27 protein-coding genes are annotated in these 23,680 nt (G+C 67.9%); 13 read left to right on the plus strand and 14 right to left on the minus strand.

What is annotated here, in order from left to right; translation table 11 throughout:
• Positions 1-74: 74 nt before the first annotated feature.
• Positions 75-1,073, plus strand: a complete 999-nt coding sequence (locus ACTWPB_RS20030) for an SMP-30/gluconolactonase/LRE family protein (protein ID WP_446222117.1) — start codon at positions 75-77, stop codon at positions 1,071-1,073.
• Between the two features lie 2 nt (positions 1,074-1,075).
• On the opposite strand, the gene ACTWPB_RS20035 is transcribed toward ACTWPB_RS20030, so the two are convergent.
• Positions 1,076-1,654, minus strand: a complete 579-nt coding sequence (locus ACTWPB_RS20035) for a pyridoxamine 5'-phosphate oxidase family protein (RefSeq protein WP_446222118.1) — start codon at positions 1,652-1,654, stop codon at positions 1,076-1,078.
• Positions 1,655-1,788: 134 nt separating this feature from the next.
• Here ACTWPB_RS20035 and ACTWPB_RS20040 point away from each other — a divergent pair, with 134 nt between their 5' ends.
• The gene (locus ACTWPB_RS20040; RefSeq protein WP_446222119.1) at positions 1,789-2,616 is read left to right on the plus strand and encodes an NADPH-dependent oxidoreductase; all 828 of its coding nucleotides are present in this window, start codon (positions 1,789-1,791) and stop codon (positions 2,614-2,616) included.
• Between the two features lie 13 nt (positions 2,617-2,629).
• Here the strand turns inward: ACTWPB_RS20040 and ACTWPB_RS20045 are convergent, their stop codons facing one another.
• Complete coding sequence (locus tag ACTWPB_RS20045) at positions 2,630-3,622, minus strand: LLM class flavin-dependent oxidoreductase (protein WP_446222120.1); 993 nt, start codon at positions 3,620-3,622, stop codon at positions 2,630-2,632.
• Positions 3,623-3,911: 289 nt separating this feature from the next.
• Between ACTWPB_RS20045 and ACTWPB_RS20050 the strand changes: the two genes are divergently transcribed.
• Together ACTWPB_RS20050 and ACTWPB_RS20055 are read left to right on the plus strand one after the other, a co-directional pair.
• Complete coding sequence (locus ACTWPB_RS20050) at positions 3,912-4,907, plus strand: hypothetical protein (protein WP_446222121.1); 996 nt, start codon at positions 3,912-3,914, stop codon at positions 4,905-4,907.
• Positions 4,908-5,196: 289 nt separating this feature from the next.
• Positions 5,197-5,829, plus strand: coding sequence for a hypothetical protein (locus tag ACTWPB_RS20055; RefSeq protein ID WP_446222122.1), 633 nt, complete (start codon positions 5,197-5,199; stop codon positions 5,827-5,829).
• A 9-nt stretch (positions 5,830-5,838) separates the two neighbouring features.
• On the opposite strand, the gene ACTWPB_RS20060 is transcribed toward ACTWPB_RS20055, so the two are convergent.
• Both ACTWPB_RS20060 and ACTWPB_RS20065 read right to left on the minus strand, forming a co-directional pair.
• Positions 5,839-7,263, minus strand: coding sequence for an MDR family MFS transporter (locus ACTWPB_RS20060; protein ID WP_446222123.1), 1,425 nt, complete (start codon positions 7,261-7,263; stop codon positions 5,839-5,841).
• A gap of 107 nt (positions 7,264-7,370) precedes the next feature.
• The gene (locus tag ACTWPB_RS20065; RefSeq protein ID WP_446222124.1) at positions 7,371-7,919 is read right to left on the minus strand and encodes a hypothetical protein; all 549 of its coding nucleotides are present in this window, start codon (positions 7,917-7,919) and stop codon (positions 7,371-7,373) included.
• A gap of 108 nt (positions 7,920-8,027) precedes the next feature.
• On the opposite strand from ACTWPB_RS20065, the gene ACTWPB_RS20070 reads away from it, so the two are divergent.
• Together ACTWPB_RS20070 and ACTWPB_RS20075 are read left to right on the plus strand one after the other, a co-directional pair.
• Positions 8,028-9,176, plus strand: coding sequence for a histidine kinase (locus ACTWPB_RS20070; protein ID WP_446222125.1), 1,149 nt, complete (start codon positions 8,028-8,030; stop codon positions 9,174-9,176).
• On the plus strand, positions 9,173-9,817 hold the full coding sequence (locus ACTWPB_RS20075; RefSeq protein WP_446222126.1) for a response regulator: 645 nt from the start codon (positions 9,173-9,175) through the stop codon (positions 9,815-9,817). Before ACTWPB_RS20070 ends, ACTWPB_RS20075 begins: the two co-directional genes overlap by 4 nt.
• Before the next feature lie 72 nt (positions 9,818-9,889).
• On the opposite strand, the gene ACTWPB_RS20080 is transcribed toward ACTWPB_RS20075, so the two are convergent.
• A complete protein-coding gene (locus ACTWPB_RS20080; protein WP_446222127.1) occupies positions 9,890-10,219 on the minus strand; it encodes a hypothetical protein in 330 nt (109 codons plus the stop codon).
• A 97-nt stretch (positions 10,220-10,316) separates the two neighbouring features.
• On the opposite strand from ACTWPB_RS20080, the gene ACTWPB_RS20085 reads away from it, so the two are divergent.
• A complete protein-coding gene (locus tag ACTWPB_RS20085) occupies positions 10,317-10,607 on the plus strand; it encodes a hypothetical protein (RefSeq protein WP_174555379.1) in 291 nt (96 codons plus the stop codon).
• A gap of 26 nt (positions 10,608-10,633) precedes the next feature.
• Entirely contained in the window at positions 10,634-11,014 is a 381-nt protein-coding gene (locus ACTWPB_RS20090; RefSeq protein ID WP_446222128.1) for an NAD-dependent epimerase/dehydratase family protein, read from the plus strand.
• Between the two features lie 32 nt (positions 11,015-11,046).
• Here the strand turns inward: ACTWPB_RS20090 and ACTWPB_RS20095 are convergent, their stop codons facing one another.
• The 8 genes from ACTWPB_RS20095 to ACTWPB_RS20130 form a co-directional block, all read right to left on the minus strand.
• Entirely contained in the window at positions 11,047-12,297 is a 1,251-nt protein-coding gene (locus ACTWPB_RS20095) for a serine hydrolase (RefSeq protein ID WP_446222129.1), read from the minus strand.
• A gap of 47 nt (positions 12,298-12,344) precedes the next feature.
• On the minus strand, positions 12,345-15,083 hold the full coding sequence (locus ACTWPB_RS20100; RefSeq protein WP_446222130.1) for a fumarate reductase/succinate dehydrogenase flavoprotein subunit: 2,739 nt from the start codon (positions 15,081-15,083) through the stop codon (positions 12,345-12,347).
• Positions 15,080-15,823, minus strand: a complete 744-nt coding sequence (locus tag ACTWPB_RS20105; protein WP_446222131.1) for an ABC transporter ATP-binding protein — start codon at positions 15,821-15,823, stop codon at positions 15,080-15,082. Before ACTWPB_RS20105 ends, ACTWPB_RS20100 begins: the two co-directional genes overlap by 4 nt.
• Positions 15,820-16,794 carry an ABC transporter permease gene (locus ACTWPB_RS20110; RefSeq protein ID WP_446222132.1) on the minus strand — a complete coding sequence of 325 codons (975 nt, stop codon included), beginning with the start codon at positions 16,792-16,794 and terminating at the stop codon, positions 15,820-15,822. Before ACTWPB_RS20110 ends, ACTWPB_RS20105 begins: the two co-directional genes overlap by 4 nt.
• The gene (locus ACTWPB_RS20115; RefSeq protein ID WP_446222133.1) at positions 16,791-18,221 is read right to left on the minus strand and encodes an ABC transporter substrate-binding protein; all 1,431 of its coding nucleotides are present in this window, start codon (positions 18,219-18,221) and stop codon (positions 16,791-16,793) included. The genes ACTWPB_RS20110 and ACTWPB_RS20115 overlap by 4 nt, the downstream gene beginning before the upstream one ends.
• A 17-nt stretch (positions 18,222-18,238) precedes the next feature.
• On the minus strand, positions 18,239-18,466 hold the full coding sequence (locus tag ACTWPB_RS20120) for a 4Fe-4S dicluster domain-containing protein (RefSeq protein WP_056816936.1): 228 nt from the start codon (positions 18,464-18,466) through the stop codon (positions 18,239-18,241).
• A complete protein-coding gene (locus tag ACTWPB_RS20125; protein WP_446222134.1) occupies positions 18,466-19,242 on the minus strand; it encodes a GntR family transcriptional regulator in 777 nt (258 codons plus the stop codon). The genes ACTWPB_RS20120 and ACTWPB_RS20125 overlap by 1 nt, the downstream gene beginning before the upstream one ends.
• 188 nt (positions 19,243-19,430) lie before the next feature.
• Complete coding sequence (locus ACTWPB_RS20130; protein ID WP_446222135.1) at positions 19,431-20,105, minus strand: PaaI family thioesterase; 675 nt, start codon at positions 20,103-20,105, stop codon at positions 19,431-19,433.
• Positions 20,106-20,262: 157 nt separating this feature from the next.
• Between ACTWPB_RS20130 and ACTWPB_RS20135 the strand changes: the two genes are divergently transcribed.
• The gene (locus ACTWPB_RS20135) at positions 20,263-20,919 is read left to right on the plus strand and encodes an HAD family hydrolase (protein WP_446222136.1); all 657 of its coding nucleotides are present in this window, start codon (positions 20,263-20,265) and stop codon (positions 20,917-20,919) included.
• Between the two features lies 1 nt (position 20,920).
• On the opposite strand, the gene ACTWPB_RS20140 is transcribed toward ACTWPB_RS20135, so the two are convergent.
• Positions 20,921-21,169: a mycothiol transferase gene (locus tag ACTWPB_RS20140; protein WP_446222137.1), complete on the minus strand. Its 249-nt coding sequence runs from the start codon at positions 21,167-21,169 to the stop codon at positions 20,921-20,923.
• Positions 21,170-21,341: 172 nt separating this feature from the next.
• Here ACTWPB_RS20140 and ACTWPB_RS20145 point away from each other — a divergent pair, with 172 nt between their 5' ends.
• From ACTWPB_RS20145 to ACTWPB_RS20160, 4 genes are read left to right on the plus strand one after another with little or no spacing between them, the layout of a single operon-like run.
• Positions 21,342-21,824 (plus strand): hypothetical protein, encoded by a 483-nt coding sequence (locus ACTWPB_RS20145; protein ID WP_446222138.1) that lies wholly within the window; start codon positions 21,342-21,344, stop codon positions 21,822-21,824.
• 9 nt (positions 21,825-21,833) lie between these two features.
• Positions 21,834-22,364 (plus strand): MepB family protein, encoded by a 531-nt coding sequence (locus ACTWPB_RS20150; RefSeq protein ID WP_446222139.1) that lies wholly within the window; start codon positions 21,834-21,836, stop codon positions 22,362-22,364.
• A 19-nt stretch (positions 22,365-22,383) separates the two neighbouring features.
• Positions 22,384-22,593: a hypothetical protein gene (locus ACTWPB_RS20155; protein ID WP_446222140.1), complete on the plus strand. Its 210-nt coding sequence runs from the start codon at positions 22,384-22,386 to the stop codon at positions 22,591-22,593.
• Between the two features lie 54 nt (positions 22,594-22,647).
• Complete coding sequence (locus ACTWPB_RS20160; RefSeq protein ID WP_446222141.1) at positions 22,648-23,583, plus strand: ADP-ribosylglycohydrolase family protein; 936 nt, start codon at positions 22,648-22,650, stop codon at positions 23,581-23,583.
• Positions 23,584-23,680 lie beyond the last annotated feature (97 nt).

The raw sequence follows: 23,680 nt of genomic DNA on the forward strand, positions 1-23,680 counted from the left end.
TCGAGGCATCCCGGTGCCGGACGTGGCATTCGCGCACCGGCCCCATGACGGTCCCCGTCGTGATAGCAATGGGCATGCAGATGCGCCCTCACCGCTGGACTCCGCCGCGCCCCACCGCTCGCGCGCGCCAGACCCACAGCGATCCGCCGATGCCGCCGATCCGACTGCTGCCGGTGCCGGGAAGTGGTCCGGAGGACGTCGTGGTGCTGCCCGACGGCCGCCTCGTCACCGGGACCGACGATGGCGCGATCTGGCGGGTCGATCCGGCGGGCGGCGCGGTCGAGCGGATCGCGGACGCCGGCGGTCGGCCACTCGGCATGCACGCCGATGCGGACGGCGCACTGCTGATCTGCGTCGCGGGTCGAGGCATCCTTCGTCTGGCCGAGGCAGGCGCCGATCTGGAAGTCGTCGTCGGTGAGCTCGACGGTGTCCCGATCGCGTTCCCCAGCAATGTGATTCGCGACGACGACGGCACGATGTACTTCACGATCTCGTCGCGGCGCTGGCCGTTCGAAGAGTGGATGACCGACATTCTGGAACATTCCGGCAGTGGACAGCTGGTACGCCGCGATCCGGACGGACACCTGGAGGTGCTCGTCGACGGTCTCCAGTTCGCCAATGGCCTGGTGCTCGCGCCGGACCGATCCAGTGTGCTGGTCGCCGAGACCGGGGCCTACCGGATCACGCGTTACTGGCTCACGGGTCCGCGCGCCGGTACCACGGACTACATCGCCGAGAACCTGCCCGGCTCACCGGACAACATGCTGATCGGCAGCGACGGACTGGTCTGGGTCGGCATCGTCTCGCCACGTAACCCGTTGCTGGACAAGCTCTTACCGCTCCCCGGCATCCTGCGACGAATCGTCGACGCGCTCCCGGATCGGCTGACGCCCGCGCCCGTCCGATCGGTCTGGGTGCTCGCGCTCGACTTCGACGGCACCATCGTGCACGACCTGCAGCGCGACGGCGCCGACTACGCATTGGTCACCTCGGTGGCAGAACACAACGGCACCCTCTACCTGGGCAGTCTGTCCGAACCGGCGATCGCGGTGACCTCGGTACCGGCGACCTGACCTCAGCGGCGAATGCTGGACGGCACCGGATGGTCCGGCTCGAGCGCGGGCAGCCCGTCGATGCTGGTGGCGTTGTCGCCGGCGATGCGACGGGCGAAATCGGCGTCGGTGCGACGGGTGTGGGCCTCGTCGAGGATGAAGCGCTCCTCGACGAGGTCCAGTTTTGGCACCGACCAGCCACATGAGTCGGCGATGCGTTCCACCGAGATCGTCACCGCCGCACGGATACCGGGGTGTCCGGTGCCGAAATGCGCACGCAGCGTGTCGAATTCGCTGGAGTCGGGGCGAACGACCCGGCCGGTGCCGAAGAGCCGGAGAATGCGGGCGGTGCGGGTGAACGAGCAGAACATCACGGTGATCCGGCCGTTGTCGCGCAGGTGGGCGATCGTTTCCGAACCGCTGCCGAACAGATCGAGGTAGGCGACGGTGTGGTCGTCGATCACGGCGAAGGTGTCGCGATAGCCCTTGGGGGAGACGTTGACGTGGCCGTCGACGGAGGGCGCGGTCCCGATGAAGAACATCGGCTGTTCGGTGATGAATGCCCGCAGCTTGTCGTCGATCCGATCGAACACCTTGCCCATGACACACTCTCTTGTCCCACCAGTCGGTGAGCTCCCCGCCTCCACTGTATCGACCGGGCGCTCCCGGACCGCCGTTCGGTTCACGGTGAGGGTTACCGCAGACGCCGACCGCGCGGTATCCGACGATGTCTCCTATGACCCAGACCGCACCGAGTCCCGCCCACCCCGTCCAGCAGCGTTACGCGGACCAGGCCACCGAGATTCCCGCCCAGTGGAATCCGGTGCTCGAGGTACTGCACGCGCACAAGTCGGTGCGCCGCTATCTTCCGGATGCCGTGTCGCCGGAGACGATTCGGCTGTTGGTGTCGGCCGCGCAATCCGCGGCGACCTCGTCGAATCTGCAGGTGTGGAGCGTGATCGAGGTGCGTGATCCGGCGCGCCGGGCCAGGCTGGCCGCGATAGCGGGTGGTCAGGCACAGATCGGGCAGGCGCCGGTACTGCTGGTGTGGACCGCCGACTTCGCCCGGCTGCGCCAGCTCGCCGACGATCACGGCGCCCCACTGGAGGGCGCCGACTATCTCGAATCCAGCTACGTCGGCTTCGTCGACGCCGCGCTCGCCGCGCAGAACGCGGTGGTCGCCGCCGAATCCCTCGGCTTGGGCACGGTCTACATCGGCGCGCTGCGCAACGACCCGGAAGCGGTCGCGGCCGAGCTGAATCTGCCCGATCACGTCTTCGCGGTCTTCGGCCTGGTGGTCGGCCACCCGGACCCGGCGGAGGGCACCAGGGTCAAGCCGCGCCTACCGCGGGCGGCGGTGCTGCACCACGAGACCTACGACCTGGCCGCCCAGCGCGAGCCGGTCGCCGAGTACGAACAGCGGGTCGGCGAGATCTACACCGATCAGGGCCTGCCGTTCTCCTGGACCGAGCGCACCCTGGCCCGCTTGGCCTCGGCGGCCTCCCTCAACGGCCGTCATCGCCTGCGGGAGTCCTTGGCCGCCAGGGGATTCCGGCTACGCTGAGCGGCCGGACCACTCAGCCGTCGATCGCCTTCTTCGTCAGGTCGAGCGAACGAATGCGGGCGTCGAGGTCGTAGACGAGGGTGTTGAGCATGAGCTCATCGGGGGAGGTCGCGTCGAGCAGCTGCGCCGCCTGGGCACGCACCGTCTCCGGCGAACCCTGCAACTGCCCGGCCCTGCGCTGGGCGGCGAAGTGGCGTTCGGCGTCGTTGCCGGGGAAGCCGGCGGCTTGCTCCGGCGTGGCCAGTGCCTGCGGGCGACCCGAGCGCAAGTTGGCGAAGGCGAGATCGCGGGGCGCGGCGAGGCGGTCGGCCTCGGCGTCGGTGTCGGCGCAGATCGCGGAGGCGGCCACGATCGTGTACGGCTCGCTCAGGGTCTGCGAGGGCCGGAAATTGTCGCGGTAGAGCGTGAGCGCGGCGACGGTGTTGTCCGGCGCGATGTGATGGGCGAACGCGAACGGCAGACCCAGCACCGCGGCGACCTGTGCGCTGTAACCACTCGAACCGAGCAGCCACACCTGCGGCTCCGCGCCGAGTCCAGGGCTTGCCACGATCCCGTTCGGATCGGCGCCGCGGAAGAAGCCGATCAGCGCGGTGAGCTCCTGGGGAAACGCGTCACCGCCGAGTCCTTCGGCACTGCGGCGCAGGGCCCGCGCGGTCACCGGATCGGTGCCGGGCGCACGTCCGATCCCGAGATCGATCCGTCCCGGATGCAGCGACTCGAGCGTGCCGAACTGTTCGGCGACCACCAGCGGCGGATGATTCGGCAGCATCACTCCGCCCGAACCGACCCTGATCCGCGAGGTGGAAGCGGCCAGATGCGCCAGCACCACCGCGGGCGCCGCGCTCGCGATACCAGGCATATTGTGATGCTCGGCCACCCAGAATCGGCGAAAGCCCTGTTCCTCGGCGTGCTGGGCGAACCGCGTCGTCGCGCGCAACGCCGCACCCGCCGTCGCATCGGACTGCACCGGTGCCAGATCCAGAACCGACAGCGTGACGGCGCTCATGAGCCTCCTCGAAGGTGTATCAAACCCCTATCGAAGCCAACCCGCGCCCAGCCGCCGGCATTTCCGCGCACCGGGCGGTGGTGACACCGGCCACGGTAGCCGGGCGGTAGCGTCCGTCGCTGATCCTGGCTTACCTCGCCGCCGGCCTGGCGATCCTCTAGCCCCCGTTTGCTGGAAAGCCGCTGGCAGAGAGCCGTTTTCTGTCATACCCCCTAGGTATCGTCGAAGTGTCACACAACCAGCCCGGACGCGAGTGTGGCCGGGCGGTGCGAGAACGGGGGCACACGAGATGAGTGACGAGAACAGCGGCGATCTGCGGCCGCCACGCCAGCACGGAACCACCTGGCGGGAATCGGAATACCGAATACTGGCCGACGATCTGCGCGCGGGTGCCGATCTCGCCCGCACGGCGATCACGGTGGGGCGCACCGAATCGGCGGTGCGCACCGCACTGCGCAATTTCGTGCCACCAGAGGAACGGGTGCCGACCGCCGAACGGGAGCGCTGGATTCGCAAACGCCTTGTCGCCGAGCCGGAATGGGACTGGTGGGCGGTGGTGATCGACCACCACCGCCGCTCCCACAGCGGCCTGTGGTTCACCCGCCACGAGCACTGCGCCCGCATCGGCTGGCGCAGACGCACACCCATGCCCGCACTCGCACAGGAACTGGCCACTTCGGAACTGTCGGTCGCCGAGCTGCTGCGCGCGCTGGGCTTGGTCGAGAGCATCGAGGAAGCGGCCGACCGCCTCGGCGCTACCCCGGGCCTGGCACTGGCCAAACGAGTCACCGCCCGCCGCGACGAAGCCATCGGCGCGCGCTGGATCCTGGTCGTCGACGGCGCCGCAGGCACCAGCCGTCCCCGCAACGCCCCGGTCCGCCGTCAGCTGTCCCTGCACGAAACCCGCGCCGACGCCGAAGCTGAGCGTGACCGAATCCTGTCCTGGCACAGGCGCATCGGACCGGAAGAACCCGACGCACCGGTCTGGTGGACCATCGCCGAACGCGGCCTCGGCGCCACCGTCGGCCACACCCGCTGTGGCACCCTCGACCCGACTGCCGTCGGCGGCCGACTCCGCGCCGAAGCCCTTGCGGTCGGTGACATCATCCGGGTCCTCGTCCCCGACGGGGGCCACCTCCAAGACCGCATCACCGCGATAGCCCACCATGCCCCAACCGGCCCGATCCTCGTCGACCTCGCCCCGGTAGCCAACTCGCGCGTCCGCCGTGTCGTCGAGTTCGCTCCCGACGAACTGGTCGACGTGGTTCACAAACAACAGGACTGACCGCGCCCCGCCGCCCGCACCCACCCGGTACGGTGCGGCGGCTCGCAACCTCGGTAGATGATTGATTCCGGGAGGGACACAGGATCGGGCTGAGCGAGTACTTCGAACGGTCCGGCGTCGCCGCGTTGTCGACCTGCGGCGCGCAGGTCGGCGATCAGGTGTACACCGCCGTCCTCGAACGGCGGACCGCCGAATTGTTCGGCACCGACGGCTCCCTGGCCGACCATCTCCACCGACGTAGCCGCCTGCGAGTAGCGAATGGTGGTGGTAGGCAGGAAGAATCGCCGGTATGGATTGGACCAATGTGTCAGTCGCCGCGATCACTGTTGTCGGCACGCTCGGTGGCGGAATCGTCACGCAGGTGTTCGCGATTCGCAGCAAGCGGATCGACGCGCAGATTCAGCGTGTCTATCGAACAGAAGAACTGCGCGAGCTCGGTCGCAAAGAGGCGACGGATGAGAAGCGAGCGATCTACGCGGCTCTCAACACCGCCGCTCATTCTCTGCGTGCCGCGGCACGCAGCTATCTCGATGAGAAGCGCGGTGGGCGTAGTCCTGATCTCGCCGGCCTGCAGGGGGCATGGGATAGCCTGCGCGAGAGCTATTCACGTGCGCAGATGGTGTTGTCGGATCGGGCTATCGACTTCGCGTCCGAGGCGAATCGTTGCCTCGACATCGGCTATCGAGCGGTGCTCGAAGTGGACGCGAGCGATCCCGCGGCGGTCGCGGCGCTGGATTTCTACGTGAACGACACTTTGGGATTCGCCGTGCGCCTGTTACGTAGCGGGATTCGAGAGGATCTCGGGCTCGAATCAGCCGCCGATATCGATCTGAACGGACGGCTCGCAACGCTCAAAGAGACGCGCAAGGAGTTCGATCGTCGCGTCCTGACCGATACCCCGCAACCAGATCCGCACGGCTGAGAGCCGACGCTAGGCGACCGGGGCGCGGCCACCGGATGCGCGGCCCGGCATGGTGGCGGCGGCGATGAGCATGACGGCAGCCATGGCCAGCATGGCGACGAATACCAGGTGGATGCCGTGGGCGAGTTCGCTGGGTGCCGGGTGATCGGGGTTGTGGATGCCCGCGTTGACGATGGCGCCGAACATCGCGACGCCGAGTGCACTGCCGAGGGAGCGGGCGAACATATTGGCGGAGGTGACGACGCCGCGTTCGTGCCATTGCGCGCTGGCCTGTGCCGCGATGAGGGTGGGGGAGGCGACCAGGCCCATGCCGGCGCCGATCAGGAAGCAGGAGGCCGCGATCTGCCAGGGGCTCGCCTGGGGGCCCACGAATAGCGTGGTCGCGCAGCCGAGCACGGCGATCGTGCTGCCGACCACGCCGCTGATCCGAAAGCCCCAGCGCAGGTACAGCTTTCCGGACAAAGTGGCGGCGAGTGGCCAGCCGAGGGTGAGCCCGCCGACGGTGAGCCCGGCCACCAGTGCGCTGGTCCCGAGCACGCCCTGGGCGAACGTCGGCACATACGAGGTAATTCCGAGCACCACGGCGCCGACCAGCAGCGAGACGGTGCTGCTCGCGATCACCACCCGCCGGGTGAAGATCCACAGCGGCAGAATCGGATTCGCCGTCCGCAATTCGACGACCGCGAACAGCACGAGCACCGCCACGCTGCCGACGAACAAGGTCAGGGAGATCGGCGAGGTCCACTCCCACGCCTGCCCGCCTTCGAGCAAGGCCAGGATCAAGGCACCCGCACCGACCGTGAGCAGGATCGCGCCGAGATAGTCGATTCGCTGGGTGCTGCGCACCGCCGATTCGGTGAAGTGGCGCACCAACATCCAGCCTGCGACCGCACACAGCGGCAGATTGATCAGAAAGATCCACCGCCAGCTCAGATGGTCGGCGAACAGGCCGCCGAGCAGCGGCCCGAGCACGGCCGAGCTCGCCCACACCCCGGCCAGATAACCCTGGACCTTGGCGCGTTCGGCCAGCGTGTACAGATCACCGGCGATCACCATCGTCATCGGCTGGATCGCGCCCGCCCCGATGCCCTGGATCGCCCGAAAAGCGATGAGCGCCACCATGCTCGTGGCCAGTCCGCACAGCAGTGATCCCACCGCGAACGCCACGATCCCGAACAGGATCACCGGCTTGCGCCCCACCATATCGGCGAGCTTGCCGTAGATCGGCACCGTAACAGCCTGCGCGAGAAGGTAGATGGAGAACAACCACGGGAACATCGCGAACCCGCCGAGGGTGTCGGTAATGGTGAGGACCGCGGTCGCGATGATGGTCGAGTCGAGCGCGACCAACCCGGTGGAGAGCATGAGCGAGGCGAGAATCGCACCTCGTTCGGATCGCAGGCCGACCGCCGGAATCACGGTATCGGTTGCCACCGAGTTTCTTTCGTTGCTCCGACTGATCACTCGGTTCAACGTATCGGTCGCAGGGCTGTTCCAGCGCGTCATTTTCCCACGGTGTGACGCGATCGGTGCTCGCGTGGTCAGCCGCGGCTAGACCCCGTGACCCATACCGGCCCGGTGACCAGCCAGATCACGGTGATCACACCGAGGCTGCCGAATACCCCCATCAGCTGCTCGCGCTGCTCGGCATCGGCGACCGTATAGCTCAGCACCACGGTGAGCGCGCCGGCGATGGCAGCCGCACCGAGCCACCGGGAGAAATCGGCCCACTCCTTGCGGGTGCGCTCCGGCCCGTACTTCGGGACCTTCTCCGGAACCGGCCCACCGGCGAATCGGTGGGCGAACCGCTCATCGGCCCACCGGATCATCCGGCCACCGAACATCACCGTGCAGCCGAGATAGATCCCGGCGACCCGATGGGCGAACCTCACCTCACCGCCGCGATGCAGGTCGATCGCCACCGCGACCACCAGCACCACATCCAGCACCGGCACCAGCGCCAGCGTCACCGTGCTCGCGCGCGGCAGCCGGATCGCGTAGCGCAGCAGCAAACCGCCCACCACCAATACCCAGAAACCGACTTCGCACGCGGCGATCGTCAGCAATACGGGGTTGCTCAGTTCGTCCATTCCCTCACTGTGCCGGGGACACCGCAGGACCGTCGTCCCGCTTCGGGTCCTTGTCCGGTCCGTCTTTCGGGGGACCCGCGGCGTCACGGCGGTGTGCTGAAATGGGGCATGCCCCCACCCCGCACGCCTCTGAGCCGGCTCGCGGAAGCCTTCGACAGCGCGACCGCCGCCGCCGTCGGGGTGTTTCTGGTGGGGCTGCTGCTGTGGGCCGCGGGTGGCTGGGCGGTCGTGGTCGACCGCGACCTGTATCCACCGCCGGCGAAATTGGCGCTGCTGGGCGCGGCGTTCGTGATCCAGATGACCGCGCAACGCAAGCCCGCCCTCGGCTTCGGTTTTATGATCGCCCTGTTGGCCGGCGATTTCGTGTTCGGTCCGTCGCTGCCGCTGTGGATCGCGCTGACCGACGTGATCTTCCTGGCCGTCAGCACCGGATCGGACCGGCTCGGCGCGGTGGTCGGCTGGTTCTCGCTGACGGTCACCGTGGGCGGGGCGCTGCTGGCGCTGACCGTGTTCGGCGTCAGAGCGGCGTTGTACACCGGCCTGATCGGCGTCGCGCTCACCTGGTCGCCGCTCGGATACGCCCGCGCGGTACGGGCCTCCCGCCGCACGGTCGACGCCGAACGCGACGCCGCTCGTGCCGAGCTCACCGCGCGCGATGCCGAACGGTCCGCCGCGATCGGCGAGGAGCGCAGGCGATTGGCCCGAGACCTGCACGACGCGGTGGCAGGCCACGTCTCCGCGGTCGCGATCCTGGCCGAAGTGGCGCAGAAGGATCCCGGCAATATGGCTGTGCTGCGAACGATCCGCTCGGGCAGCCTGGCCGCACTGGAAGAGATGCGAACGACCATCGAGTTGCTGACCGCACCCGACGACACCGCGGTGACCACGCGATTGTCCTCCCTGGACGGCCTGATCGACGCGGCAGAGGCCGCGGGCGGCGCGGTGACCTTGCGTCGGCCGGGCGACCTCGAACTGCCCACCGCCATCGAGGCCGTCGTCACCCGGATCCTGAGCGAGACTCTCACGAACGCGACCAAACACGCACCCGGCGCACCACTCGATATCGCCTTGAGCCGCGATGCGACGCGCTTGGTGCTGACCGCGACGAATGCGATCCCACCGGGAGCAGCGCAGGGCCAGGGAAATGGATTGCGCAACATGATGTTTCGCGCGGAATCGGTCGACGGCACGATCACCGCGGGCCCACACGACGGCAACTGGCGCGTGTGCGCGCGAATTCCACTGGGGGACAAGTGACAGTGACCGTGCTGGTGGCCGACGATCACGCCACCATCCGAGCGGGCCTGAAGATGCTGCTCGAGGCTTCCGGCGAGGTGCGGGTGATCGGCGAAGCGGCCGACGGCGCCGCCGCGGTGCGGCAAGCCCGTGCCCTGAGCCCGGATGTGGTGCTGATGGATGTGCGCATGCCGCGCGTCGACGGGCTAGCGGCGACCGCCGCCGTCGTCGCCGAGACCAGCGCGAAAGTACTGGTACTCACCACCTTCGCCATCGACGAATACGTCCTCGGCGCGCTCTCGGCCGGTGCGAGCGGATTCCTGCTCAAGTCCGTCGGCGGCGACGACCTGGTCAGCGCCGTGCTGGCCGTGGCCGAAGGAGACGCTGTCCTGGACCCGAAGGTGACCAGGGCGGTGATCGCCGCGCTGCCCCGAGTGCGGGAGGTTGCGCCCCCGCCGGATCTGTCCGCGCTCACCGACCGCGAACGGCAGGTACTCGCCGGGCTCGGCGCCGGTCTGTCCAACATTCAGATCGGCACGCGCCTGCGCATCGGCGAGGCCACCGTCAAAACGCACGTCTCCCGGGTGCTGAGCAAGCTCGGCGTGCAGTCGCGCGTGCAGGCCGCGGTGATCGCATCGCAGTCCGGTCTCGATCTGCCCTGACCGCGGTCGTGGGCGAAACCGACGATGTCCCGGTACCTCGTGGGATACCGGGACATCTGGTCGGAACGGGGCTCAGCGTGCAGGTTGCGGGTCGGATTGCTCCGGACGGATCCGGCGTGATTCAAACCAATAGGTCAGGGAAACGGTGGCGTAGGAAGCCACTACCACCGCTGCGGTGACCAGAAGAAACGCGACGAACAAGGGAATCAGAAAAGCCATGTTGCCCTCCTCGCGGTACGGTAGTCGTGCGATGAAGGTGGTGGTCAGCGCCTCGTCGCGCCGAATCTGAACAAGCCCCGCACGTTCGATAGTAGGGGCACGGCGCGACGCGGGCACGGATCCGCGCGCGTGACGGCGGTCATGGTTTGCGCGGAGTGTCGTCCACGTCACCGAAACAACCATGAGGTTGAATGTTCAACATATCTGGGTTCTACCGCGTCACGAGTTCTCGACATCGGCTTCACCACGAACAACCGACGAAGGAGCACCGATCGTGAGCATGATCCTGGCCGCAGTGCACGACACCTACGGCATCGTTGTCGCCCAGGTGGGCAACCCCACGCCGGAGGCGCCGCCGATGGCCGACAAAGTGATGCAGCTGGGCCGGTATTTCACCTGGATGATCCTGTTATCCGGCGTCACCGCCATCACCTACGGCGGTGGCCGATTCGCCTGGGAGAAGTGGAACGGCGGCGGCCTGCAATCGCCGAAGATGATCGCCAGCGCCATGGCGGGCGGCGCGGTCGCCACCAGCGCGGGCACGATCATGAACGCGGTCATCGGGGCCTGAATACCGCTCCCGCTACCGTCGGGAGCGTGCGTATCTTTCTCGCGGGCGCCACGGGCGTCATCGGATCACGGTTGCTGCCGCTGCTGGTCGGCGCCGGTCATGAGATGGCCGGCCTGACCCGCTCCACGGGTAAAGCGGCGGCCGTCCGTGCGACCGGAGCCGGCGCGGTGGTCCACGACGTCTACGACGCCGACGGCCTCACCACCGCGGTAATGGACTTCGCCCCGGAACTGGTCATGCACCAGCTCGCCGACCTCCCCGACGACGTGGCGCGACTGGCCGCCTCCGGCGAGGCGAACTCCCGTATCCGCACCGAGGGCATCGCCGATCTGCTCACCGCCGCCGCGCGCACTCTCGATCTGCTCGAAGCGCCGACCGGCATCGTGGTCGTCGTCGAAGCCGAATAGGAACCTTCCGCTGACCGAAACGGCTGATCCGATCAGGGACGAAAGAGCCGATCCGCAGGGGGTAGTGGGCGCAGGGTGTCGGAAATCTGAGCGACCAGCCGCCATGGCCGATCGAGGTCGGTGGCCGCTTTGCCGTTGGTCAGAATGGCACCCGACAGGCCCCGGTCGGGGTCGGCCCAGCCGTACTGGGTGGTGAGGCCGCTGCGGCCGAAGTGCGATCCGGTGTCGCGGCCGAATTTCGAGCGGCGGGCACCGAGCTCGAATCCGGCGCGGCTGACGCGACCGGCCAGGCCTGGCATGCGATCTGCGGGGGCGATCGCGTCGCGCAGCGTGCCGGGCCCGATGATTCTTCTTCCGTCCAATTCTCCACCGTGCGCGAGTATTTCGTAGAAGCGCGACAGTTCATAGGCGGTGGTGACCAGGTTGCCGGAGGGGAGTTCGGCGGCGAGGAAGGCGTCGTTGGTCGCCTTCGACGCCTTGTCCATATGGCCGCCGAGGGCCTTGTTCGCCAGGAATCGGGCCAGGCGGGGCTGTGGTGGACCGGTCTTCACGCTGGGCACGACCTTGTCGACGTCGACGGGATCGACGCCGAAGTTGTTCCAGCGGAAGCCGAACGGTGTCAGCACCTGCTCGGCGAGGTGCTCGCGCATCCGCTTGCCGGTCGCGCGTTGGACGAGCAGTCGCTGGATCAGTCCGCTGGTCAAGGCGTGGTAGACGCGAAAACGGCCGGGCGGCCAGCTCGGCACCAGATCGGTGAGGGCGGCGACGGCCAGTTCCTCGTCGAGGACCGCGGCGGTTCCGCTGTGCGGCGCGGTGATGAAGGGAATGCCCGCCGAATGCGACAGCACATCGCCGATGGTGATCACGCCTTTGCGGTGGGCCGCGAACTCGGGAATATAGTCGGCCACAGGGTCTTTCAGAGCGAACGCGCCCTGCTCGACGAGCATGAACATCAGGGTGGCGGCGACGCCCTTCGCGGTGGAGAACCCGCAGAACGGTGTCTGCGGTGTCGCCAGAATCCGCTCGGCGTCCGGTCCGTCGCTCGGTGCGTTGCCCCAGCCGTGACCGATGGTCCGGTTCAGGACGATCCCGCCGTTGCGCCGCAGACAGACCTGAACGGCCGGTGTCGTGCCCATCGCGTACCACGCGCGCACCGACGCCCAGATCGCCTCGACGTCGGCACGCGATGACCCGGCAGCGGCCGGATCGTCCTCGTGGCCGATCGTGGTCACCGCGTCCAGATCCTCGGTAACCCTGACCAACGTGGCTGGAAGTGCACTCATCGGGCCAGCCTACCGACGGTGGGCTGTGATAACCCTGAGCGTGGCGGTCATGCCCTGGCCTCGGTCAGCGCCGCGTCGGTGCGGACCGAGTCGACCGGTATGCGACCCGCGGCGGTCACCGCGCGGCGGGCATAGGCACGGACGTCGGCGTCGGGATCGGCGATCGCCGACTCCAGCGCGTCGAGGGCCGCGGCGCTGCTCGGCCAGGTGGACAGGGCGAGCACCGCTGCCTTGCGCACGTCGAGGTGACGGTCGGTGAGCGCCTCGCCCAACGGCACCACGCCCGCCTCCGGGGTCGAGCCCGCCAGCCCACGCGCCGCACCGACACGTACCTGCCAGGCGGAATGGCGCAGTGCCGCACCGAGTTCGGCGACATCCTCGTCGCCGGTGCCCAGCGCGGCATATGCGGTGAGCGCGGCGGCGCGGACCAGCGGATCGGGGTCGCCCGCGAGCACGCGGATCACCTCGACACCGCCGGAACCGATCGAGGCGAGCCCGTACGCGACCGCGATGCGCACCTCACGGTTGGCATCGCCCGCGATCGAGGACACCGCATCGGCGTCGTCGAGCGAGACCAGCGCGCGCACCGCTTCGATCCTGACTCGATGGTCGGTATCACCCAGTGCCACACGGTAATCCGGTGCCGATCCGGCCCGCAGCGCGCGCAGCAGATCGACGACGGTCGCGCGGACAAGGGAGTCGGGGGAGCCGAGATGCTCGCTCAGCGCACCGGCCCCCGCGAGTACCTCGACCAGTTCCCGCAGACTCTCGGTGGCCGCTCGGCGCACCGAGGCCACCTCGTCGCCCAGCGCCCGCACCAGCTCATCGGCGAATCCGTCGGGAGTGTTCTCGGTGAGTACCGACAGCGCCGCGACCCGCACCACCGGATCTGCATCGGTGAGGTAGCTCGAAAGGTCCTCGACCGCAGGCGAATCCAGTGCGAGCAGGGTGACCAGCCGAGGCGAGGACGGCGAGACCGGTGCGGCCTCGGTGCGGACGGGTGCCTCGCGCTGTGGCGCGCGCGTGCCCACCAGTTCGGGCTGCGCGATCACTTCGACGATCGGCTCGGGCGAGGGCACATCGTCGAGACCGGGCACCGGAACCAGGTAGGGCGCCACCGAACGCTTCACGAATTCCATCGCCCCGTCGACCGTCTTGCGCAGGTTCAGATGGAAATTCCACGACTTGTCGTCACGCTCGGGCAGATCGGCGCGGTCGTGATAGAGACCCCATCGCGACTCGGTGCGGGTCAGCGAACTGCGCGAAGCCATTTCGGCGCAATCCCGGATGAACTGCACTTCGACCGCGCGCATGAGTTCGTGCGGTGTCCGCGCGCCGATGGCGTCGACCTCGGCGCGCATCCGTTCGAAGGTCTCGACGGCGATCGAGAGCTTGGCCGCCGTTTTCGGCGGCGCCACATAGTCGTTCACGAACCGGCGCAGCTTGTATTCGACCTGTGGCTGCGGTGGGCCCTCTGGCCGGCGCAACGGCCGGTAGATCAGGTTGTGGGCGTCGGCGAGCTGGTCTTCGGGCAGGTCGGCCGGTGCGCCGATTTCGGCCAGCGTCGACGCCGCGTGCGCGCCTGCCAGGTCGCCGTAGACGAACGCGCCGATCATGTAGTTGTGTGGCACGCACGCCAGGTCACCCGCCGCGTACAGGCCGGGCACCGTGGTTCGCGCGTTCTCGTCCACCCACACCCCGGACGCGGAATGTCCACCGCACAAACCGATCTCGGAGATGTGCATCTCGATGTCGTGTGTGCGGTAGTCCTGTCCGCGATTGGCGTGGAAGGTTCCCCTGGTGGGGCGCTCGGTGGTGTGCAGGATCGATTCGAGCGTCGACAGCGTCTCGTCCGGCAGGTGCGAGACCTTGAGATAGATGGGTCCGCGCGCGGATTCGATCTCCTGCTTCACCTCGGCCATCATCTGGCCCGACCAGTAGTCGGAGTCGACGAACCGTTCACCCTCGGCGTTGACCTGATAGCCACCGAACGGGTTGGCCACATACGCGCAGGCGGGGCCGTTGTAGTCCTTGATCAGTGGGTTGATCTGGAAGCACTCGATACCGGAGAGTTCCGCACCGGCGTGGTAGGCCATCGAGTAGCCGTCACCGGCGTTGGTGGGATTCTCGTAGGTGCCGTACAGATAGCCCGACGCGGGCAGGCCGAGCCGCCCACAGGGGCCCGTCGCCAGAATCACCGCTTTCGCGGCCACCTCGACGAATTCGCCGGTGCGCGTGTTCAACGCGGCCGCCCCCACCGCGCGGCCGCCTGCGGTGAGCACCCGCACCGGCATCAGCCGGTTCTCGATGCGGATCTTCTCCCGCATCTTCCGTTGCCGCAGCACGCGATAGAGTGCCTTCTTCACATCTTTGCCCTCGGGCATCGGCAGTACATACGACCCCGACCGGTGCACCCGGCGCACCGCGTACTCGCCGTATTCGTCCTTCTCGAACTTCACCCCGTAGCGTTCGAGCCGCTGCACCATCGCGAAACCCCTTGTCGCCGTTTGATACACGGTGCGCTGGTCGACGATGCCGTCGTTGGCGCGAGTGATCTCGGCAACGTAGTCCGCCGGTTCCGCCTTACCCGGGATGACGGCGTTGTTCACGCCGTCCATGCCCATGGCCAGCGCACCGGAATGGCGCACATGTGCTTTCTCGAGGAGCAGCACGTTCGCGCCGGACTCGGCGGCGGTGAGCGCGGCCATGGTGCCCGCGGTACCGCCACCGATGACGAGCACATCGCAGTCGAGACGGATGCGGTCGGATAGTTCGGGAATGTTCACAAGGACTCCAGGATCCGGGCCCGCAGGGCACGCCGGTCCACCGGTTCGCGCGCGTCGGGCACCTCGACGACCGCGCGGAGCGAACCGGCGCCGAGCACGGCGATCCGGTCGCCGAGCAGCAGGGCCTCGTCGAGGTCGTGGGTGACGAAAACGATCGTGGTCGGGTGCGCGCGCCAGGTATCGATGAGCAGGCGCTGCATCTCCGCACGCGTCTGGCTGTCGAGTGCGCCGAACGGTTCGTCCATGAGCACCGCGCGTGGCGAGCCCGCCAGGCTGCGGGCGAGCTGAACGCGTTGGCGCATCCCGCCGGACAGATCGCGTGGCAGGTAGTCGGCGTAGCCGCTGAGCCCGACCTCGTCGAGCCAGCGTTGCGAACGTTCGGCCCGCTCGCTGCGCGACACTCCCCGAAGGCGCAGCGCCAGATCGATATTGGCGCGAGCGGTGCGCCACGGAAGCAGCGCGTCGTCCTGGAACACCAGTGCGCGATCGGCCGAGGGCCCGGTGACGGTGTCCGCGTCGGCGCGGATCACCCCGGCGGCGGGTTTGCGCAGCCCGGCGATGGCGCGCAGCAACGTCGACTTGCCGCAGCCGGATTTGCCGACCAGGACCAGGATCTCCCCGGCCGCGACCGTCAGATCCAGGTCGTGCACCACGGTTGTGCGGCCGTAGCTGATCCGCACGGACGCGAGGTCCAATCGCATGCCGACCGAGACGGCGGGCGCGGCGGTGGTCGTGGTCATGAGCCAACCTCTCGCGGCAGCCAGCGGGTCACCCGACGGCCTGCCAGTTCGACGATTCCGGAGGTGAGGAAACCGAGTACACCGATGGTGATCATCCCGACGAACACGGCCGGGTAGTCGACGATGGTGTAGGACTGCCAGGTGCGGTAGCCGATGCCGAGGCGTCCGGAGATCATCTCGGCGGAGATCAGGCAGATCCAGGCCACGCCCATGCCCACCGACAGCCCGCTGAACACACCGGGCAGGATGCCGGGCACGACGACACGGGTCAGCACCTCCCGCCGCGAGGCGCCCAGCGTGCGGATGGCGTCCTCCCAGATGGTCGGCAGGGCGCGCGTCGCATGCCTGGTACTCACCAGAACCGGGAACAGCGACGCGGTGAAAGTGATGAACACGATGCCGGATTCGTCGCTGGGGAACAGCAGGATCGCCACCGGCACCAGGGCGATCGCCGGAATCGGCCGGATCAGCTCGGCCAGCGATCCGAACACATCGGCCAGCAGTCGCGACCGGCCGAGCCCGATGCCCGCCAGCACGCCGACGACCGCGGCCAGCCCGAACCCGGTGACGATCCGGATCAGCGACTGCGCCACATCGAGGTAGTACTGGCCGGTCCCGAGATGGTCACCGAACTCGGCGACGATCTCGGTGACCGTGGGCAGGGTGTCGAACCGCAGCCCGGCGCGCACATCGCCCGCCGTCAGCAGCTGCCACAGGCCGATCGCCGCCACCACCGAGGCGATCCGGATTGCCCGAGATACCCACACCGACCTGACGGGTGCGCTGTCGGCGCGGACAGCGGCGTTCTCGGAATGCGGCGCGCTCACAACGCCAGGTGCGTCGACGGTGCCCGTATCAACCAGAGTGGTTGCGGCAGTGGGTAATTCGGTTGAATGCTCGGCCGTCGCTGCCGTGCCGTCGCTGTCGGCATCGGTCCCGATCGGGGTGGGCAGCCCGGAAACCGTGCTCATCCGCGGACTTCCGTCACGGCCTGCTCATAGGAGACCGGTGCGGCGGCGGGATGGGTGCCGCGGTAGCGGTCGGCCGCTGCCTGCGTGGTGAACGGCAGGTAACGCACGCCCTCGCGCAACCAGATGGCCTTGTCGGCGAACCAGCGAGTGCCCAGCTCGGCATCGGGAACATAGACCGCGCGAATCCTCTTGCCCTGCGCCTTCGCTGCCTGCACCGCCCGCAACAAGCAGTCGGGGTTCGCGGCGGGCTGCGGCTTGTCGGCGCCGTCGACCCAGACCTCGCCGGCCAGCGCCGGATCACTCACCGCCACAGCGCAGATCGGATCGGTTCCGGTCACCTTGCTCGGGTTGACCCCCGATGCCAGCGTGGTGTCGTAGTCCCCGCGGCCGTTCTCCGCGAAGGCCTTGCGCAGCGGGCTGTCCTGGACGAACGCGTCGATGTCGAGATCGGCGAAATCGCCGATCGACTTCAGGTAGTTCACGTCATCCCTGAACGCCGCGATCAGATTCGCCTTGAGCGTGGGGTCGAAACTGGTACCGCCGGGGCCGTTGTAGAGATACACGACCTCTTGCGGCAGGCCCGACCCCTTGGCGACGAGATCGGCTGCCTCGAAAGGCTTCTCGTTGAGGAACGCGGTCGCGTCCAGCTGTGCGGCGAGGAACGCCTGCAACACCTCTGGATGATCGGCCGCGTACGTCCGGCGCGCCACCACGCCGTGAAAAGTGGGCACATTCAGTTCAGCGCCGTCGTAGAGCAGCTTGGCCTTGTTCTGCTGCACCAGCAGACCGGGCCACGCCACGAACTGCGACAGGGCGCTCACCTGATGCGATTCCAGCGCGGTCGCTCCTACCTGCGGCTGCTGGTTGAGCACCTCCACACCCTTGGCCGGGTCGATCCCGGCCCGGCTCAGCGCCTGCACCAGGGTGCCGTGGCCCGCCGAACCCACGCTGGCCGAGATCTTCTGCCCGGCCAGATCGGTCAGCGAGCGAGCAGGTGAATCATTGGGCACCACCACCATATTCAGCGCGCCCTTGGGGTTGTAGCCGGTGATCGACACCAGCTCGGTCCGTGCGCGTTCATTGGCCTGCGTGCGAGATCCGTTGATCAGCAACGGATAATCGCCCATCGAGCCGATATCGATCTTCTCGGCCACCATCTGAGCGGTGATCGGCGCGCCGGTGTCGTAGTCCTGCCACTCCACCTGATACTTCGCGCCGCCGCCGTCGGTGATCTGCTGCAGCCGCTGCTCCAGGTAGCCCTGCGCTTTCAGCAGCGTGCCCGCGGTGACGGTATTGATGGTCTTGGACTGGTAGCCGATGACGACCTTGACGGTGCCCGCCGGTGCGGCGTCGGTACTTTCGAGCGAGCAGCCCGCCGCGGTGAGCGCGAGAGCCAGTGCGACAGGGGCGAATCGAGTGATCTTCATGCGTGGGGTTCCCGGGTTCAGCGGAGCAGATAGGGCATGTTGACGGTGACGGCGCCGGTGGGGCAGCGCGCCGCGCACGGCCCGCAGTACCAGCACTCGTCGACGTGCATGTAGGCCTTGCCCGAATCATCGTGGATGGCAAGGGAATCGAGCGGACACATGTCCACGCACAGAGTGCAGCCGGTGATGCACAGTGACTCGTCGATCGTCACCGGGACGTCGGCGCGCTGGGGGACCAGTGCCATTACAGGACCTTCCATTCGGGGGTGCTGCGGGTGAGGTTGCCGCGCATCGTGATGCGGTCACCGCGCATGCGGATGAATTCGAGGTCGACGGGGCGGCCGTCGTCGAGGTGGGTGAGGCGATCGAGCATCAGCAGCGGCGCACCGGCCGGGGTGTCCAGGGTGGTCGCGGTGTGCGGGTCGGCCGCGATGGCTTCCAGCGCGAGGTCGGCGGCGCCCAGCGACCGGCCGGTGACCTGTTCGAGGAGCACGAACACGTCGGTGGTCTCGAGATCGTGGGCGAGCACTTCGGCGCCGAGGTCGGGCGCGAGATAGGTGAGATCCAGGCTCAGCGGCAGATCGGCGAGAAATCGCAGTCGTTCGATGTAGACGACCTTGTCGCCCGGGTCCAGCTCGAGCCGGCGCGCGACGGCCGCGGGAGCGGTGATCGTGGTGGCGGCACGGACCTCATTGCGGACCGTGCCGTGTCCTTTGAGGGTCTCCTGCAGGCCGAGCAGGGCATCGAGCCCGTGGTCGAACTTGCGGGCGGCGACCCGGGTGCCGAGCTTCGGGGCGCGATCGATGAGTCCCTCGTCGCGCAGCAGCGCCAGCGCTTCGCGCACGGTATTGCGGGAGGTGCCGTGCTCGGCGGCGAGTTCCTGCTCGCCGGGCACCGTGCCCTGCACGGCGCCCGCCAGGATCTGGTGGCGCAGGATGTCGGCGACCCTGCGCGCCCGATCGGCGCGCTGACCGCGGATCGGGGTGGGCTCCGGCGCCCCTGTTTTCTCGCTGACCTGCATGAACAGCGACGATAGCGGCGATTACGCGGCACTCGGCCCGCCGCGATCCTGGCGTGAATTCAGGGGATGTTTCTACGCCGGGTGGTGGTTGGCGCGACCTGCGGGTATCGGTGGAGAAACCGCTATTGCGCCACCTCGGGACACGCGGCCGACATTGCGATCAGGTCGATCGCAATGTCGGGACGGATTCAGGGCTGGCCGGGGTTGAGCACGATGAACAGTCCCTTCGCCTCGGCGCATAAACGTTCATCGTCGTGCAGCGTCGCCCGTAGGTACACCTTGCGGCCCTCGACGCGTTCGGTCCACGCGCGGACCGTCAGTTCGCGATTGAGCGGTGTGATCGACCGGTAGTCGAGGGTGAGCGAGGCCGTGCGGGTCACCGACTTGGTGGACAGCGCGGCGGTCATACCGATGATGTCGTCGAATGCGAGCGCGATGTGCCCACCGTGGGCGGCGTTGTTGCCGCCCAGGTGGAAGCTGCGGAAGGTGACCTTCGCGGTGACACCGTCGCGGTCACCGCTGATCACCGTGTACGGCGGCAGGGTGATGTTGCCGCGCGCGGGCAGGTCGGTGCGCGACCAGCTGGGCGAGGACCACTCGTCCACCACCGCCTCCTCGAGGCGGGCATTGAGCTGCTCGAGAGTGGCGATGGCCTCCTTGGCGAGCTCGTCGGACGGGCTCACCAGCCGCGCCCGGTCCATCAGCACGCGGACCTGTTCGATCAGCTCGCCGTAGTGCGGCCCGCCCGCGGTCGACTCGGCGCTGCGATCCTTGCGTGCCTGGATCAGCTCGGCAACCGGCCGGAATCCGCCTTCGTGATGCTTCTCGTCCGGGAGCGAGCTGCCGACCTGTGTATCGTCCATATGCAACACGTTATCGCTGCCGAGCTGGATGTTCGCGTCGGGGATCGGTGTCAGGTCAACTAGGCTGGGTGCCGATCACCGAGTAGGTCTCCTTGGTACCGGAGAGTCGGCGCACCGTCGGTGGTGCCCTCCGGGTGAACGGCGAAAGGCTGAGCGCATGGGTATCGCGGCGGTTGTGTTCGACATGGATGGCGTGCTGATCGATTCCGAACCCATCTGGGAAAAGGTCAGGCACGATTACGTTGTCCTCAAAAATGGCCGGTGGAAACCGGATTCGCAGAAGAAGATGATGGGGATGAGCACCGTCGAGTGGTCGTCGTACCTGGCCGACGATCTCGGTGTGGCCGAACCGGCCGACAAGGTGGCTGCCGACATCATCGATCTGATGGCCGACGAATACGCTCACCACGTTCCGCTGCTGCCCGGTGCGATCGACGCGGTGCGGCGGTGCGCGGGCTCCTGGAAACTCGGCCTGGCCAGTTCATCGCCGGCCGCGTTGATCGATCTGGTGCTCGCGAAGTCCGGTCTGCTCGGCTCTTTCGCCGTGGTGCTGTCCACCGAGGAGGTCGGTCGCGGCAAGCCCGCACCCGATGTCTACCTCACCGTCGCGCAGCGTCTCGGTCTGGAGCCGAACGACTGTACAGCCGTGGAGGATTCGACCAACGGCCTGCTCTCCGCCCACGGCGCGGGGATGCGCCTGATCGCGGCACCGCGCCCGGAATTCCCACCGTCGCCCGACGCGCTCGCCCTGGCCGACGCGGTCATCGACGATCTGGGCCTGCTCACTTCCGACATCGTGACCGGTACCGCCTGATTCAGACCTCCTCGCCCGCCGCGGACAGCCGGAACCAGCCCCGCTCCACTTCGGTCAGATGCCGGACGAGCCCGAGCAGAGACAGCGACGACGGCTTCACCGAACGCGCCGCCAGCTGTTCGCCATCGAGTCCGCCGCATGTTCCGAGCAACGTCTGGCGATGAAAGTCCAACCAGGACTGCAACATCGGCCGTTCGTCAGCGCCTACCAGGGTCCTGGTCGGCTGGAGTTCGGGTGCTTTCCACGTCATCGGGGCGAGGCTACCCGCCGAGATGTCGTGGGTGCAGCTCGATTTCGGGCGCTGGTGACCGCGAGATGCCCGCGAATCCGCCGCCCGGTGACTATTGCGCGTGCTCGGTGTCGCGTCACCGATTCATCGGTCCGCCCGTTCGGAGCCCCCGCCGTTCCGGCACACTGGCCCGATGGGTGCCCAGCGCGACGACCAGCCCGAAGTCGTAGTCCACGTCGGTGACGGCTCCGAGGAGCCACACCTCGTAGACCCCGCCCGACCCGGTGCCTGCGCCACCGATCCCGCACCCGAACATCCCTTCCTCCTGCTGACGCGCACCCCGACCGACCGGATCCAGGCGCGCTACCTCGACGACGGCACCTACGAACTCGAGCACACCACCGGCGCCGAGCACCGCCAGCTGTTCACCACCGACGCCCTCCTGGTCCGCGACATCGTCTGGTCCTGGATTCAAGGCGACACCTGGTGGTCCGACACCGTCGCCTGGACCACCATCGACCCCGCCATCGCCGAACTCCACGCCCTGCACACCGAACTCTCCGACCTGCTCGACGGCATCTCCCTGATGGACTCCGTCACCGACGAACTGGACCGAGCGCTGGCCCGCGCCGACGAACTCCTCGATGCCGACTTCGATCTCGACCTCGGCGAATAGGAGGGCGAGTTGACCCTGCATCCTGACGTGGTCGAGGCGCGAATCCTCATCAGCGATCTCGGACTGGAGATTTCACCTGCCGTTCCAGAGGCGGACAACGCTGAGTACGGCGCGTTCGTATCGAGTGTGGGCCGTGGATCGGTCAGATTCCGGGTGGGCAAGCAGACTCCGACGAAGGTTGGCCTGTTCGTTTCCGTGTGGCGGCGTGCCGAGGACGGTTCGACGGAGCCTTTCGCGGCCGAAGGCGGCGCCGATCTGCTGGTGATCACCGCCCGCGCGGAACCGCGTTTCGGACAGTTCGTGTTCCCGAAGAGCGCACTTGTCGAGCACGGGATCGTGTCGGTCGCCGGTCATGGCGGCAAGCGCGGGTTCCGGGTGTACCCACCGTGGTCGACGGCGGAGAACAAGCAGGCGCGACGCTCGCAAGAGTGGCAGTGCGGCTACTTTCTCGATCTCGAGAAGATCGATCCGCAGGCTGTGCGGGATCTCTACGAACCGGTGCGTCCCTCTGGGTCAACGCCCATCGGCGAGACACGCTGATGTGAATTGTAGTGGCGCCGTGGGGATTATCGAATATGGTCCGGGCGATGTCGTGTATTTCCCGGCGGGGCCGTTCAGCGGCATCTGCGGGGTGGTGCGGGAGGTCGATACTCGGCGGGCGGAGTTGCGCATCGAATTCGGGGAGGGAACCGTTCACCGGGAAGGGAATGTCCTGCGGGAGCGGCGGCACAAGCTGACGGTCGGATTCGACGAGGTCGAGTTGGTGTAGCCGTTCGGATCGGGTTGCGGCGCCTGCTCCGGCTGGGCAATGATTGTGCCCAGCATGCTGAATTCCGATCCCTCGTTCGACAGCCTCGAAGGCTTATCCGTAGGGGATGCGCTGGGCGCTCAATTCTTCGTCCCCGGGCGCTCCGTCCCTGATCTTCTCGCCGGACGACCACCGGCCGCACCCTGGCAATGGACCGACGACACCGAGATGGCGTGTTCGGTGTACGCCGAAATCCGAGACCGCGGCGGTGTGGATCGCGATGCGCTCGCGGCCGCGTTCGCGCAACGCTGCGAGCCGTATCGCGGCTACGGTCCCGGCACCGTGGTTGTGCTGCACGAGATTCGCGACGGGCGTCCGTGGGCGGAAGCCGCGGGTGCCGTGTTCGACGGGCGCGGATCGTGGGGAAACGGTGCGGCGATGCGGGTGGCGCCGCTCGGTGCCCATTTCGCCGGAGATCCGGATCGGGCCGCGGCGCAGGCAGCGATGTCCGCGGAGCTGACCCATCGGCACCCGGAAGCGATCGTGGGTGCGATGGCAGTCGCGGTTGCGGCCGCACACGCCACGGGCACGCGTGAAAAGGGCTGTGCGCCTGATGAATTGCTGCTGGCCGTCGAGCCGTATCTGGTTGACGGGCTCACCGCGCATGGTGTCCGTCGCGCCCGGCAACTGCTCGGCCGAACGGTAGCCGAAGCGGCCTACGAACTCGGCAACGGCGCACGGGTCAGCGCTCAGGACACCGTGCCCTTCACGTTGTGGGTGGCCGCAACCTACCTGCACGACTATCCGGCGGCGGTCTGCGCCTGTGTCGAGGCGGGCGGGGACGCCGACACCACGGCCGCGATCGTCGGCGGAATCGTGGCAGCCCACACCGGCACCGGAAACCGGGAGCGCACCCGTGGGATTCCGGCGGAGTGGCTTGCTGCGCGCGAACCGCTGCCCGGATGGGCGCTGGGTCCTCAGCGGGCGCGAGCGCTCCAGCGGCCGTCGTAGCGGATGTCCAGCAATTCTAGCTTCGCGCATCTGTGTGCCGAGGGACCGAGCCGGTCAAGGGAGCGGTTCTCTGCGCTCGATGTGCGCGTCGGTAGGA

The sequence above is a fragment of the Nocardia sp. IBHARD005 genome (assembly GCF_052814245.1).

Excerpts from the sequence above, each read along its gene's own strand:
- ACTWPB_RS20065 (WP_446222124.1), bottom strand. The coding sequence starts at position 7,919 with ATGGACGAACTGAGCAACCCCGTATTGCTGACGATCGCCGCGTGCGAA.
- ACTWPB_RS20035 (WP_446222118.1), bottom strand. The coding sequence starts at position 1,654 with ATGGGCAAGGTGTTCGATCGGATCGACGACAAGCTGCGGGCATTCATC.
- ACTWPB_RS20145 (WP_446222138.1), top strand. The coding sequence starts at position 21,342 with ATGGGTGCCCAGCGCGACGACCAGCCCGAAGTCGTAGTCCACGTCGGT.
- ACTWPB_RS20130 (WP_446222135.1), bottom strand. The coding sequence starts at position 20,105 with ATGGACGATACACAGGTCGGCAGCTCGCTCCCGGACGAGAAGCATCAC.
- ACTWPB_RS20115 (WP_446222133.1), bottom strand. The coding sequence starts at position 18,221 with ATGAAGATCACTCGATTCGCCCCTGTCGCACTGGCTCTCGCGCTCACC.
- ACTWPB_RS20070 (WP_446222125.1), top strand. The coding sequence starts at position 8,028 with ATGCCCCCACCCCGCACGCCTCTGAGCCGGCTCGCGGAAGCCTTCGAC.
- ACTWPB_RS20135 (WP_446222136.1), top strand. The coding sequence starts at position 20,263 with ATGGGTATCGCGGCGGTTGTGTTCGACATGGATGGCGTGCTGATCGAT.
- ACTWPB_RS20160 (WP_446222141.1), top strand. The coding sequence starts at position 22,648 with ATGCTGAATTCCGATCCCTCGTTCGACAGCCTCGAAGGCTTATCCGTA.
- ACTWPB_RS20050 (WP_446222121.1), top strand. The coding sequence starts at position 3,912 with ATGAGTGACGAGAACAGCGGCGATCTGCGGCCGCCACGCCAGCACGGA.
- ACTWPB_RS20125 (WP_446222134.1), bottom strand. The coding sequence starts at position 19,242 with ATGCAGGTCAGCGAGAAAACAGGGGCGCCGGAGCCCACCCCGATCCGC.
- ACTWPB_RS20055 (WP_446222122.1), top strand. The coding sequence starts at position 5,197 with ATGGATTGGACCAATGTGTCAGTCGCCGCGATCACTGTTGTCGGCACG.
- ACTWPB_RS20120 (WP_056816936.1), bottom strand. The coding sequence starts at position 18,466 with ATGGCACTGGTCCCCCAGCGCGCCGACGTCCCGGTGACGATCGACGAG.
- ACTWPB_RS20140 (WP_446222137.1), bottom strand. The coding sequence starts at position 21,169 with ATGACGTGGAAAGCACCCGAACTCCAGCCGACCAGGACCCTGGTAGGC.
- ACTWPB_RS20045 (WP_446222120.1), bottom strand. The coding sequence starts at position 3,622 with ATGAGCGCCGTCACGCTGTCGGTTCTGGATCTGGCACCGGTGCAGTCC.
- ACTWPB_RS20105 (WP_446222131.1), bottom strand. The coding sequence starts at position 15,823 with ATGACCACGACCACCGCCGCGCCCGCCGTCTCGGTCGGCATGCGATTG.
- ACTWPB_RS20040 (WP_446222119.1), top strand. The coding sequence starts at position 1,789 with ATGACCCAGACCGCACCGAGTCCCGCCCACCCCGTCCAGCAGCGTTAC.
- ACTWPB_RS20030 (WP_446222117.1), top strand. The coding sequence starts at position 75 with ATGCAGATGCGCCCTCACCGCTGGACTCCGCCGCGCCCCACCGCTCGC.
- ACTWPB_RS20110 (WP_446222132.1), bottom strand. The coding sequence starts at position 16,794 with ATGAGCACGGTTTCCGGGCTGCCCACCCCGATCGGGACCGATGCCGAC.
- ACTWPB_RS20095 (WP_446222129.1), bottom strand. The coding sequence starts at position 12,297 with ATGAGTGCACTTCCAGCCACGTTGGTCAGGGTTACCGAGGATCTGGAC.
- ACTWPB_RS20085 (WP_174555379.1), top strand. The coding sequence starts at position 10,317 with ATGATCCTGGCCGCAGTGCACGACACCTACGGCATCGTTGTCGCCCAG.
- ACTWPB_RS20080 (WP_446222127.1), bottom strand. The coding sequence starts at position 10,219 with ATGGTTGTTTCGGTGACGTGGACGACACTCCGCGCAAACCATGACCGC.